This is a genomic window from Pseudomonas sp. COW5, from assembly GCF_026240005.1.
GTDB lineage: Bacteria > Pseudomonadota > Gammaproteobacteria > Pseudomonadales > Pseudomonadaceae > Aquipseudomonas > Aquipseudomonas kribbensis.
Genome location: NZ_JAPHVP010000001.1, coordinates 3,702,673 through 3,715,323 on the forward strand (window position 1 = coordinate 3,702,673; position 12,651 = coordinate 3,715,323).

The following is a 12,651-nucleotide window of genomic DNA, read 5'->3' on the forward strand; positions in this document are numbered from 1 at the left end:
CGCCGACCGGACGGTCGGCGGCGGTTTTCAGGCCATCAGGTGCAGATGGTTGTCCCAGAGCCCTGCGGGCAGATCCAGCGGTTTGGCCAGCAGTTCATCCTGGCGGCAATCGTAGTAGCGGCAACGTCCTTGCCCCGACGTCACGACAAAGCCGTCCTTCACCGCACCGACGCCGGCGCAGTCGGGCAGCGGTGCATCGAGGCGCACTTCGCCGCTGTCCAGATCCCAGATGAAGAAGCGGTTGCCACGCGGTGCGGTCAGTGCCACCAGACGCAGTTCGCTGTGCACGGCGACGCTGGCGGTGTAGTGCCCCATCGACTGCAACTGATGCTCCGGCACCGGGAACGCCACGAACGGCTGGCCCGGACGCTTGATCGCCAGCAGCTCGGAACGCTCCTGGGAAGGTCCCATGAATTGCTGGCCGGCGACGATGGTGCCATCGCTGGCGATGCCCAGGTGGCGCACGCTGTTCATCTGCTGGGCGAGGGTTTCCTTGCTCAGCAGGGTGCCGTCGCGTTGCATCAGCACCAGGCTTGGCTCCATGGCGTCGAGGTTCATGTCGACCCGGCTTTCGGCCTCGGTGCGGATCCCGCCGTTGGCCACTACCAGGGTTTCGCCGTCGGGCATCCATGACACTTGATGCGGGCCGAGACCGTGGGTGGAAATCTCGCCGCTGTGCACCAGCCGTTCACCCTCGAACTTGTACACCCCGAGCAGGCCACGGCCCGGATCGGTGGTGTCGTTCTCGGTGGCGTACAGGTAGTCGCCGCTGTGATGGATTACCGCGTGGCCGTAGAAGTGCCGGTTCGGCTGCGAGGTCACGGTCTGCAGCAACGCACCGTCGCGCAGGTCGATCAGGTAGCTCTCGGTGCCCGGACGCCGGGCGACGAACAGCGCGATCGGCAGCGTCGGGTGATTGATGATGTCGTGGCAGCGCTGACCCACTTCGGTGGCGAACACCCGGGTGCCGTCCAGCCGATAACCGACGGCGTAGTGCTTGCCGTCGGTGTCGTCCCGCGCCGACAGCAGCAGCGGGCTCTGATCCTTGCGCTTGAACAGCGTCCAGCCGCCCAGTGTCACTGCTCCCAGCAGCAAACTACCTAAAGTCAGAGCCTGGCGTCGCAGCATGGCAGATGCCCTCATCAGTCACCGTCGTTGGCGTTGAAGCCCAGTTGGATGCCCAGCGCCTTGGCCAGTTCGCCTTCGTGCAGGCGATGGACGACGTTGAGGCTGTCGTAGATGTCGTTGAGCTGCTGGCGACCGGCGTCGTCTTCGAGCATTTCGGTCAGCGAGCGCTGAGTGCTGCCGAACAGTTTGAGCGAGGCTGCGTATGCCGCGTCGATCTTGTCCGCCAGCGGTTTCTGTTCGGCCGGCAGCAAGCCACGGAGGCCTTTGTTGTCGACGCCTTCCCACACGGTCTTGGCGGCGGCGAGGCTGGCTTCCATCGCCGTCAGCGACGACTGGCTGCGCCATGCATCGGCCTGGAACGGTTGCGGCACGCCTTTGCTCTGACGGCCCATCGGGGTGCCGAGCTTTTTCTTCAGGGTGTCGAGGGCGGTGACCTGTACCCGCAGCAGATCGGCGATCGCTTCGTGGGAATCGGCGTAGCGCTGGTTGGGGAACTTGCTCATCTGCGCGAGCATGCCGTCGGTGTTGTTCCAGTTGCTCAGAATCTCTTCGGCCAGTTGTTTCTGGCGTTCGCCGATGGCTACCAGCAACGGGCAGTATTTGGCTTTCTGTTCGTCGTTGGCCACGTCAGGCTTGGCGTCGAACAGGATGTATTCGTAGGCCGACAGGCCTTGCACCACAACGCTGGACTTGGCCAAGGCAGCGGCATCGATTTGCGGCTGGGCGGTGACCAGTTGCTCGACCTGACGGCCGACGAGGTTTTTCTTGTCCGGCCAGAACTGCACCTGCCACGAACGGTTGCCCTCGGACAGCGGGCCGATCAGCAGCGGTTGCAGTTCGGCCCAGGCTTTCTGTGCGTGCAGAAAGTCGGCGCGGGCGGTCTCCAGGTTTTCCTTGCCCTGGCAGTAGGCGAGGGCGCTGACGGCCAGTTGCCGGTCAGCTTCGACCCAGCGGGTGTAGGTCGGCAGGATCACCGATTTGGCGATGGCCGCCGAGGTGACGGCTTGCGGATCCTGCGGTGAGCAGGCGCCGAGGGCCAGTGCGGCAAGGCTGGTGAACAACAGCTTGGGACGGAACATGTCGGGCTCCCGATTCTTTTAAGTGTTTAAAGTGAATTCAAGAACGCCAGCAGCGCGGCACGCTGCTCGGCATTGAAAGACAAAACCTGTTGCTGCGCCGCCCGGGCTTCGCCGCCATGCCAGAGCACGGCTTCGAGCAGGTTGCGGGCGCGGCCGTCGTGCAGGAACTGTGTGTGACCGCTGACCGCCTGCGTCAGGCCGATGCCCCACAACGGCGGCGTGCGCCAGTCGCGGCCGCTGGCCTGGAATTCGCTGCGGTTGTCGGCCAGGCCTTCGCCCATGTCGTGCAGCAGCAGATCGCTGTACGGGCGAATCACTTGATTGGCCAGTTCAGGTTCGGCCGCGTTGGCGGCGGTGGTGTATTTCGGCGTGTGACAGGACTGGCACCCCGCCTGGAAAAACAGATTCTTGCCGGCCAGCACCTGAGCATCGTTGACGCCCCGGCGAGCGGGAACGGCGAGGTTGCGGGTGTAGAACAGCACCAGGCGCAGGATGTTGTCGCTGACTTCAGGTTCGCCGTCCGGGCCATTGCCATTGGGCGCCTGTTTGCAGGCGATTTGCGCGTCGGTGCAGTCATCAAACGGTCTCAGGCTCGTGGTGAGGCCCATATCACCAGAAAACGCGTGAACATTTTGTTGATTGAGGTTCGGTTGTCCGGCTTTCCAGCCAAATCGGCCCATCACGGTCTTTTGCTGCGCGTCATCCCAGACCCGGTTGGGCCGGCCGTTGATGCCGTTGTTCTCTTTGGCTTGCGCGGTGGCGTTGGCGAGGATGGCTGCTTCGGGGATTGCTTCGAGCAGACCCAGGCCGATCATCGGTGGCGCAACCCGGGCGGAGAAGCGTGTGTCCGGGTGCATCGGGCCGTAGCCGAGCTGAGAGAACTGCAACACCGGTTTGCGCAACTCGACTTCGGTGCCGTCCTTGAAGCGTACCGGCACCGGTGTGTAGTCGACCCGCACCTTGCCTTCCGGCGCGACGCCAGGCACGGCCATGTCCTGGAACTGTCCGCCGTAGACCGGCTCCGGCACCACACCGACCTGCTCGATCAATCTGGCGTACTGCGGCGCATCGGGAATCGACAGACGCACCAGCATCGATACGGCGTTCGGCGCATCCGGGGGCGGCGGATGTCCGCGACCGTCCTTGATGTGGCAACCCTGGCAGGCGTTGGTATTGAACAACGGGCCGAGACCATCGCGGGCGGTGGTGGTCGACGGCGCGATCACCCAGGGGCTGCGAAAGAAACTGTTGCCGACGCTGAAGTCCACCCGACGCGAAGGTGGCAGGTTGGCCGAGGGCAGGGAAAATGAATTCTGATCGGTCTTGCGCACGGTCGCGGCACCGCCGGAGCGGGCTTCGCCGGGCTCGGCCTTGGTGAAACGCGGGGCGTCATCGCAGGCACTCAGGCCAAGGGCCAGAAACAGTGCGGACAAGCGAAGAGGCAACGACGGCATCAGACTTCCTGCGGACGGGCAAAAATAAAGGCGCAAAGTCTAACAGGGCGAGGGGGTTTGAATAAGAGGAATTATCGTTTGCTTGATACAAGTCAGGCCGGCTGAAACGAACAAGGCGACCCGAAGGTCGCCTTGTTCAGTCAGACAGCGATGATCAGAACTCGTGATCGGCGTTGTCCGGGTTCAGGTCGCTGATGCCCAGTTTGCCGGCAGCCGCTTCGATCGAACCGGTCTGCTTGACCAGCGAGGCGATGGCGTCACGGACGATCTGGTTACCGGCGGTGTTGCCGGCAGCGATCAACTGGTCGTAGTGCTCACCCTTGTTGGCGTGATCGACCATGACCTGGATCTTGGCTTCGGTAGCGGCCAGATCGTTTTTCAGGGCGGTGTCGGCAGCCGGGTCAACCTTGGCCACCAGCGACGACAGGCTCGCGCCAGTCATCTTGGTGCCGTCGACGCGGGTGTACTCGCCCAGGTAAACGTTACGAATGCCTTTGGCATCGTAGAAGTGCGAGTTGTGGGTGTTGTCGCTGAAGCAGTCCTGTTCGTCTTCCGGGGAGTTCGCTTCCAGGGATACCTTCATGCGCTCGCCGGCCAGCTCGCCCAGGGACAGGCTGCCCATGCCGAACAGCATTTTGCGCAGGCCGCTTTCAGCCGGTTCGGCTTCCAGGGTGGCGCGATAGTTGTCGGCCACGTTCGGCTTCCAGTTGCCGACCATTTCTTCCAGGTCGCTGACCAGCAGTTGGGTCACGGCTTTCAGGTAGGCACGGCGACGATCGTTGTGACCGCCGGTGGCGCCGGCGCCTTCCAGGTAGTCCGACGCCGGACGGTTGCCGGCGCCAGGGCCGGTGCCGTTCAGGTCCTGGCCCCAGAGCAGGAATTCGATGGCGTGGTAGCCGGTGGCAACGTTGGCTTCGGAACCGCCCAGCTCGTTCAGGCTGGCGAGTTTTTCCGGCGTGATGTCCTTGACGTCGACCTTGTCTTCGCCGACCTGTACTTCGGTGTTGGCGATGATGTTGGCGGTGGCGCCCGGGTTGCCCAGTGCGTGTTCGTAGGATTTGTCGACGTAGTCGATCAGGCCTTCGTCCAGCGGCCAGGAGTTAACCTGACCTTCCCAATCGTCGATGATGGTGTTGCCGAAGCGGAACACTTCGCTCTGCAGGTAAGGAACGCGGGCGGCGATCCAGGCTTCACGGGCGGCTTTCAGCGTGTCGGCGTTCGGCTTCGCAAGGAAGGCGTCGATAGTGGTCTGCAGGGTTTTCGCGGTGGATTCGGCATCGCTGTAGACGGCGAAGACCATGTCGGCGTAGTGCGCGACCACAGCCTTGGCAGCGGCTTCGTCGACTTTACCGGCAGCGGCAGGCGTCGCCGGTGCGGCGGTGCTGGCGGCTGGCGTCGGCGCAGCCGGAGCGGCGGCCTTGTCTTTACCTTCGCCGCAACCGGCGAGGGAAATGGCGATGGCCAGCAGACTGGCGGTAGCCAGAGGCATACGAATCATGGCGAACATCCTGCTTCGGTAATTGAGTGGACAGGCGCGGGGGTGCGCAAAAGCTGCGACATAATGCAAATCTTTCGCATTATGTGTAAAGGGTTGTAGCTGGAAATATTTCCTGTTTGCGCAGGGGTTGCGCTGGATCAACGGCGTGGGTTCTTCCCGGTATCGGTGGCGGGGAGTCCAGTGCCGGAGGTTTCAGAGAATCGCGGCGTTGCTGCGTTGCGCCTGCTTGAGATACACGCTCAGTTCCCGTGCCGGCAGCGGCTTGCTGTAGTGATAGCCCTGACCTTCATGGCAGCCTTCGGAAATGATGTAGGTCTCCTGCTCGGCGGTTTCCACGCCTTCGGCGATCACCTGCATGCCCAGGCTCTTGCCCAGTTGAATGATGGCGCGAACGATGGTCGCGTCATCGTCGTCATCCAGCAGGTCCTGGACGAAGCTCTTGTCGATCTTGATCTTGTCCAGCGGCAGACTCTTGAGATAACTCAGCGAGGAGTAGCCGGTTCCGAAGTCGTCGATGGCGATCAGTGCGCCGGAACGGCGCAGGCTCAGCAAGTGCTGGGCGGCGGTGCTGATGTCTTCCATCAGGCCGGTTTCGGTGACTTCCAGTTCCAGGCTGCGCGGTGGCAGGCGGTACATCTGCAACAGATTGTTGACCACTCTCGGCAGCTCGGCGTGGTGCAGTTGCACGGTGGACAGGTTGACTGCCATGCGCAGGTCGACGAAACCCTGATCGTGCCATTCACGCAGTTGCTTGCAGGCCTGATCCAGCACCCATTCGCCGATGGCGATGATCGTGCCGTTCTGTTCGGCCAGCGGGATGAACAGGTCCGGCGGCACCAGTCCGTGCTCCGGGTGCTGCCAGCGAATCAGCGCCTCGACGCCGACCACACGGTGATCGCGGTAGCTGATCTGTGGTTGATAGACGAGGTAGAACTGATCCCGCAGCAGGGCATCGCGCAGGTCTTTTTCCAGCTCGCGACGGCGGCGCATCTCGCTGTCGACGCTGGCGATATAGAACTGATAGCGGTTGCGCGAGCGGGTTTTGGCCAGGGTCATGGTCTGCTCGGCTTTCTGCAACAGCTTCTCGGTGCTGTCGCCATCCTCCGGAAACAGGGTGATGCCGATGGTGGCGCGCAGGCGGATTTCCTGATGATCGAGGGCGAACGGGGCTTCCAGGTCGTCAAGGATGCTTTGTGCCAGTTCCGCTGCTTCGTAAGGCTGTTCGATGTCGGCCTGCACCAGGGCGAACTGGTCGCCACCCAGGCGGGCGAGGGCGCCGAGGCGGCCGCTGTGGGCACGCAGGCGATCCGCCAGGGCCAGCAGCAACTGGTCGCCGGTCTGGTAGCTGAATTGTTCGTTGATGCCTTTGAAGTCATCCAGCCCGACGCATAACACCGCCACGCGGCGTTGCAGCTTGCCGGCATCCACCAGAATCTTGTCCAGTTGCTGCTGCAACTGCTGGCGGTTCGGCAGACCGGTGAGAAAATCGTACTGGGCCATGCGCAGCAGGCTGTTTTCCGCTTCGTGGCGCAGATGGGTGTTGCGTTCGATGGATTCGAGCAACTGGTTGGCGGTGTTGATCCAGATCCCGAGCTCGTTTTTCTCGTGACCCTTGAGCTGCGGAATCTTGTGTTCGCTGGGGCGGTCCGGGTTGATTTCGGTGAGGTGCTCGATGATCCGCGACAGCGGCTTGGTCAGGAGCCAGTGATAGACCAGATACAACACAAGGCCCATGGCCAAAGCGCGCAACACGCCGGAAATGAAGATGATCACCGAACTGACGATGAAACCCTGGCCGTAGGTGGCGGTGTCGAGGGTGATGCTCAGGTCGCCGTAATATTCGCTGTAGGGACCGCGCCCCACCAGTTGGGTGGTGAAGGTTCGTTCCTGGCCGAGGATCAGGTCGGTCAGCCAGCGGCTGCTGGATTGCTGCAATTCACGGGATTTCTGCGCGAGCATCGCTTCGTTGGGATGCCCGATGGAGGCCTGGCGCACGGCGTCGTCCTGGAACAGGCCTTCGATCACCTGCATGCCCATTTCCCGGTCCAGGCTGTAGACCGCCTGGGTCGAGGGATCGCGGAACATGTCGAGGATGCGTTCGGCATCGCCGGCGACGGCCTGACGGGTTTTATAGGCATCGAAGACAATCTGCGCGCAGCTCAAGACCACGCCGACGATCAATGCCGACAGGAGCACGACCCGGAGCAACTTCACCGACAAGCTGTTCTTGAGTTCCAGCTTCAAAGGGTTATTCCTTGTTCCGTGCGGGTAGCGTCAAGTTGCCATGAGTATTGGCAATCCCGTGTTGGCAGTCAAAGGGACAATCGAACCGCGGAAAGTTTGTCCGTGGCCTTGGCCGAAATGCGGCTGCCTGGAGTATTGGCCCTGATTGTACTGTGTCGGTAGTTTTGGCCTCCAACTTGAGGGGCGTCAGACAATTTTTCCTCTGTTTGATGTTAGTCCGCTGTGGCTTGGGAGCAAGGGGGCAAGGGCTGCTTCGCGTGTGGGAAATGGCCTTGTTTGTGACGGTATCCGCCGACCTGATTGTGCAGGCATAAAAAAACCCGGCAATAGCCGGGTTTTTGTCTGGCGCGCAGCTTAAGCGGTGAAGGTCTTGCCTTCGAACTGCTCGGCCACGAACTTCCAGTTGACCAGGTTCCAGAACGCCTCGACGTACTTGGGACGCAGGTTACGGTAGTCGATGTAGTAAGCGTGTTCCCAGACGTCGCAGGTCAGCAGCGGGGTGTCGCCGCTGGTCAGCGGGTTGCCGGCGCCGATGGTGCTGGCCAGGGCCAGGGAACCGTCAGCCTTTTTCACCAGCCAGCCCCAGCCGGAACCGAAGGTGCCGATCGAGGTTTTGCTGAACTCTTCCTTGAACTTGTCGAACGAACCGAACGCCGCGTTGATGGCATCAGCCAGTGCGCCGGTTGGTTGACCGCCGGCGTTTGGCGCCAGGCAGTTCCAGTAGAAGGTGTGGTTCCAGACCTGAGCGGCGTTGTTGAAGATGCCGCCCGAGGAAGTCTTGACGATCTCTTCCAGGGTCTTGCCTTCGAACTCGGTGCCTGGCACCAGGTTGTTCAGGTTCACGACGTAGGTGTTGTGGTGCTTGTCGTGGTGGAATTCCAGGGTTTCCTTGGAAATGTGCGGCTGCAGGGCATCGTGTGCGTAAGGCAGCGGCGGCAATTCGAAAGCCATGATGATTCTCCTAATCAGGTCTGTTGCGGTGAGCGCAAGGCCGATCACGGGCGGCCAGAAATGCACCGGCGAGTTTTTACTCTTTGCGGCGCAGGGTTCGGATCATAGCACCGGGGGTGCGGCATAACCACGCAACAACTGTGTGGGATAGAGGTTCCAGAGCCTTTTGGAATAAATCACGAAGCCAATATCAATTGCCCGGCTACCGTGAACATCATCACTGCCACCAACAGATCGAGAATTCGCCAGGTGCCCGGCCGCGCCAGCCACGGTGCCAGCCACGCCGCGCCGAACGCCAGGGTGAAAAACCACAGCAGCGAAGCACTTGCCGCGCCGACGACATAAGCGCCCGGTACCGACTGTTGCGCACCAAGGGAGCCGATCAGCAGCACGGTATCCAGATAGACGTGCGGGTTGAGCAGGGTCACTGCCAGCGCGCTGAGCATCACCGCCCGCAATGAACGCACGGTCTGGTTTTCACCCTGTTGCAGACTCTGTTTCGAGAACGCCCGGCGCAACGCCTGGCTGCCGTACCAGATCAGGAACACCGCACCGCCCCAACGGGCGACTGCCAACAGCGTCGGATTTTGCGCCAGTACCGTGGCCAGTCCGAATACACCCGCCGCCACCAGCAATGCATCGCAGGCAACGCAAAGCGCAGCGACTGGCAGGTGATGCTCACGCCGCAGGCTCTGGGCCAGGACAAAGGCGTTCTGGGTGCCGATCGCCATGATCAGCCCGAAGGCCACCAGCAGGCCGTTGGTATAGCTTTGCCACATGACTATTACTCCGCGTTGGCTGCGAGATCGCGCAGCACTTGCATGGCGCGTTCGGCGTCGGCCTGACCGACGAACAAATGGTCGTGGTAATAGCCGGCAATCACGTTGCAGCTGATGCCGGCCTTGCCCAGTGCGGTGGCGAAGGCGGCGGTCAGGCCGACGGCTTCCAGCGCAGAATGCACGTTCAAGGTGATCCAGGCCGCGACATAGTCGAAGCTGAAACCGGCGCGTTCGGCGTGGGAACGTTCGAGAATTACCGTCAGGCCTTCCTGTTCACGGAAACTTCCGACAATTTCCAGACCGCTCGGCAACTGCCCGTCGCGCAGGGTGCAGAACACGTATTCGCCGGCATTGAGCTGCGGGCTCATGCTGCGCAGCAGGGTGGACAACGAGGTTTCGCCAGCCATGGGGAGGATCCTTGATAAAGAGTGCTTGCTGGCTATTCTCCGGGCAGACGCTGTATAAGAAAAACCAATAGTGCTGATCGCTCATTAGGAAAACTGATGTTCGACTACAAATTGCTTTCCGCTCTGGCCGCCGTGGTCGAGCAGGCCGGATTCGAACGGGCGGCGCAGGTGCTGGGCCTTTCGCAATCGGCGATTTCCCAGCGGATCAAACTGCTGGAAGCGCGGGTTGGCCAGCCGGTGCTGGTGCGCGGGACACCACCGTCACCCACCGAGATCGGTCGGCGTCTGCTCAACCATGTGCAGCAGGTGCGGCTGCTCGAACGGGATTTGCAGACGCTGGTGCCGGCGCTGGACGAAGAGGGGCTGCCGGAGCGGCTGCGCATCGCCCTGAACGCCGACAGCCTCGCCACCTGGTGGGCCGAGGCCGTGGGCGACTTCTGCGCCGAGCAACACCTGTTGCTGGACCTGATCGTCGAAGACCAGACCGTCGGCCTCAAGCGCATGCGTGCTGGTGAAGTGGCGGCCTGTGTCTGCGCCAGTGAACGGCCGGTGGCGGGCGCCCGCAGTGTGTTGCTCGGGGCGATGCGCTATCGGGCGCTGGCCAGCCCGGCATTCATCGAGCGGCATTTTCCCGACGGCGTGCGGGCCGAACAATTGCCACGCACTCCGGCGCTGGTGTTCGGCCCGGACGACTTTCTGCAGCATCGCTATCTCGCGTCCCTGGGTGTCGATGGTGGTTTCGAACATCATTTGTGCCCGTCGTCCGAAGGTTTTATCCGCCTGACCGAAGCCGGGCTCGGCTGGGGGCTGGTGCCGGAATTACAGGTGCGCGAGCAGCTAGAGCGCGGTGTGTTGCGCGAACTGTTGCCAGATAAACCGATCGACGTGCCGTTGTACTGGCATCATTGGCGCAATGGCGGCCAGTTGCTGGGGTTGTTGACCGAGCAATTGGTACGTTCGTCGTCGCAATGGCTGGTGCCGTTGGACTGACGACCAGCGTCAAGACTCACGAATCAGGCAAAACGAAAGACAGCGGAGTTCTACATGAAAATTCTGGTCACCGGCGCAAGCGGCTTCATTGGCGGACGCTTTGCGCGTTTTGCCCTGGAGCAGGGCCTGGACGTGCGGGTCAACGGCCGCCGGGCCGAAGGCGTCGAGCATCTGGTGCGTCGCGGCGCCGAGTTCGTCCAGGGCGACCTGAGTGACCCGGACCTGGTTCGTGCGCTCTGCACCGACGTTGAAGCCGTGGTGCATTGCGCCGGTGCGGTCGGGCTGTGGGGGCGCTATCAGGACTTTCATCAGGGCAATGTGCAGGTCACCGAAAACGTGGTCGAAGCCTGCCTCAAGCAACGGGTGCGGCGCCTGGTGCATTTGTCGTCGCCGTCGATCTACTTTGATGGCCGCGATCACCTTGGCCTGACCGAAGAGCAGGTGCCCAAACGTTTCAAACATCATTACGCTGCAACGAAATATCTGGCGGAGCAAAAGGTCTTCGGCGCCCAGGAATTCGGTCTCGAAACCCTGGCCCTGCGCCCGCGTTTCGTCACCGGCGCCGGCGACATGAGCATCTTCCCGCGCCTGCTGAAGATGCAGCGCAAGGGGCGTCTGGCAATCATCGGCAACGGCTTGAACAAGGTCGACTTCACCAGCGTGCACAACCTCAACGAAGCCTTGCTGAGCAGTCTGCTGGCGGCCGGTTCGGCGCTGGGCAAGGCCTACAACATCAGTAACGGCGCCCCGGTGCCATTGTGGGACGTGGTCAATTACGTGATGCGCAAGATGGAAGTCCCACAGGTCACCAAGTATCGATCCTACGGGCTGGCCTACAGCGTGGCGGCGCTCAACGAGGGCGCATGCAAACTCTGGCCGGGACGGCCCGAACCGACCCTGTCGCGCCTGGGGATGCAGGTGATGAACAAAAATTTCACCCTCGACATCAGTCGCGCCCGGCATTATCTGGACTACGATCCGAAAGTCAGTCTCTGGACGGCCCTCGATGAGTTCTGTGGCTGGTGGAAGGCCCAGGACATTCGTTGATACGAAGTGCTGAACCCCGCCGCGGGTTGGGGGTCAATCCCTGCGGCTGCGGGGTTTATACTGCGCCGCAATCAGCCATTACCGGGTTTCACAAAGGTTGCCTCAATGTCCATGCGTAACGATGCCCACGACGATTTCGACGATGTTCCGAGCCTGCGCGCCGACACACTCGATGACGACGATTTCCCCACCACCGCCCGCACTTCCGTGCATTCGCGCACACCGCCAGTGGTCAAGGTCAAGTCTGCGAGCACCGGGCCGTTGTGGGCGCTGGTCGGCGCATTGTTCTTTGCCTTCATCGGCCTGGCCTGGTGGAGTTTCCAGCAGATTTCGCTGATGGAGCAGCAACTGGTGGCGACCCAGGAAAGCTTCGCGCGGATCAGTGAAGAAGCGGCGGGGCGCCTGCAGGACATTTCCGGCAAGGTCGTGGCCAGCCAGACCAACGTCAACACCGACAGTGAAGCCCTGAAACTGCAGATCAAACAGCTGCAAAGCGCACTGCAGGATCAGAGCAAGCAGCAGCAAGGTGTCGCGGGTCAGGCGACGGATCTGGACAAGCGTCTGGCGCTGATGACCGCCCAGACCACTGAGCAACAGAACGCCAACACCCAGTTGCAGGCTCAGGTCAAAGCCCTGAGTGCCGAGCTGGCGACACTGAAAAACGCGCCGGCCGACACCAGCAAGGTCGACGCGCAACTCAAAGGCTTCGATGCGCAGTTCAAGAGCCTCGGTGCCGACATCACGGCGCTGAAGAAACAAGGCAGTTCGAACGCCGCCATCGAGCGTCTGGAGCAGGAAATCGTCGTGCTCAAGAGCGAGCAGGACAACCGTCCGGCCGCTGCGCAGGGCGGCTCCAGCACCGCCGAGTTCGATGCGTTCCGTGGGCAGATGACCCGCAACATCAACACCCTGCAGGCACAGATCCAGAACCTGCAACAGCAGCTCAACGCCCGTCCGTAAGCCTTTTGTGTGGCGAGGGAGTTTGCTCCCTCGCCGCAACCCCTCGCAAGATTCAGAAGCTTTCTGAATATCCATACCTGCCCTCAGGCCGTCTACGCTCTTGAAACACCAACA

At 61.9% G+C, this 12,651-nt stretch carries 11 protein-coding genes; 3 read left to right on the forward strand and 8 right to left on the reverse strand.

Annotation, left to right across the window (positions count from 1 at the left end; translation table 11 throughout):
* Positions 1–27: 27 nt before the first annotated feature.
* The 8 genes from OQ248_RS16930 to OQ248_RS16965 form a co-directional block, all read right to left on the reverse strand.
* A complete protein-coding gene (locus tag OQ248_RS16930) occupies positions 28–1,128 on the reverse strand; it encodes a DUF1513 domain-containing protein (RefSeq protein WP_085709552.1) in 1,101 nt (366 codons plus the stop codon).
* Positions 1,129–1,142: 14 nt separating this feature from the next.
* Complete coding sequence (locus OQ248_RS16935; RefSeq protein ID WP_134827940.1) at positions 1,143–2,207, reverse strand: imelysin family protein; 1,065 nt, start codon at positions 2,205–2,207, stop codon at positions 1,143–1,145.
* Between the two features lie 26 nt (positions 2,208–2,233).
* On the reverse strand, positions 2,234–3,661 hold the full coding sequence (locus OQ248_RS16940) for a di-heme oxidoredictase family protein (protein WP_265813385.1): 1,428 nt from the start codon (positions 3,659–3,661) through the stop codon (positions 2,234–2,236).
* A gap of 154 nt (positions 3,662–3,815) precedes the next feature.
* The gene (locus OQ248_RS16945) at positions 3,816–5,159 is read right to left on the reverse strand and encodes an imelysin family protein (protein ID WP_114885174.1); all 1,344 of its coding nucleotides are present in this window, start codon (positions 5,157–5,159) and stop codon (positions 3,816–3,818) included.
* A gap of 192 nt (positions 5,160–5,351) precedes the next feature.
* Positions 5,352–7,403 (reverse strand): bifunctional diguanylate cyclase/phosphodiesterase, encoded by a 2,052-nt coding sequence (locus OQ248_RS16950; protein WP_085709556.1) that lies wholly within the window; start codon positions 7,401–7,403, stop codon positions 5,352–5,354.
* Between the two features lie 354 nt (positions 7,404–7,757).
* A complete protein-coding gene (locus tag OQ248_RS16955; RefSeq protein ID WP_016773431.1) occupies positions 7,758–8,354 on the reverse strand; it encodes a Fe-Mn family superoxide dismutase in 597 nt (198 codons plus the stop codon).
* A gap of 176 nt (positions 8,355–8,530) precedes the next feature.
* Positions 8,531–9,133, reverse strand: a complete 603-nt coding sequence (locus tag OQ248_RS16960; RefSeq protein WP_085709557.1) for a LysE/ArgO family amino acid transporter — start codon at positions 9,131–9,133, stop codon at positions 8,531–8,533.
* A 5-nt stretch (positions 9,134–9,138) separates the two neighbouring features.
* Positions 9,139–9,540 carry an ACT domain-containing protein gene (locus OQ248_RS16965; RefSeq protein WP_248739233.1) on the reverse strand — a complete coding sequence of 134 codons (402 nt, stop codon included), beginning with the start codon at positions 9,538–9,540 and terminating at the stop codon, positions 9,139–9,141.
* A gap of 96 nt (positions 9,541–9,636) precedes the next feature.
* Between OQ248_RS16965 and OQ248_RS16970 the strand changes: the two genes are divergently transcribed.
* From OQ248_RS16970 to OQ248_RS16980, 3 genes are all read left to right on the forward strand, one after another.
* The gene (locus OQ248_RS16970; RefSeq protein WP_085730209.1) at positions 9,637–10,530 is read left to right on the forward strand and encodes a LysR family transcriptional regulator ArgP; all 894 of its coding nucleotides are present in this window, start codon (positions 9,637–9,639) and stop codon (positions 10,528–10,530) included.
* Between the two features lie 54 nt (positions 10,531–10,584).
* Complete coding sequence (locus OQ248_RS16975) at positions 10,585–11,577, forward strand: NAD-dependent epimerase/dehydratase family protein (protein ID WP_085709559.1); 993 nt, start codon at positions 10,585–10,587, stop codon at positions 11,575–11,577.
* Between the two features lie 105 nt (positions 11,578–11,682).
* Positions 11,683–12,537 (forward strand): ATPase, encoded by an 855-nt coding sequence (locus OQ248_RS16980; protein ID WP_265813386.1) that lies wholly within the window; start codon positions 11,683–11,685, stop codon positions 12,535–12,537.
* Positions 12,538–12,651: the final 114 nt, after the last annotated feature.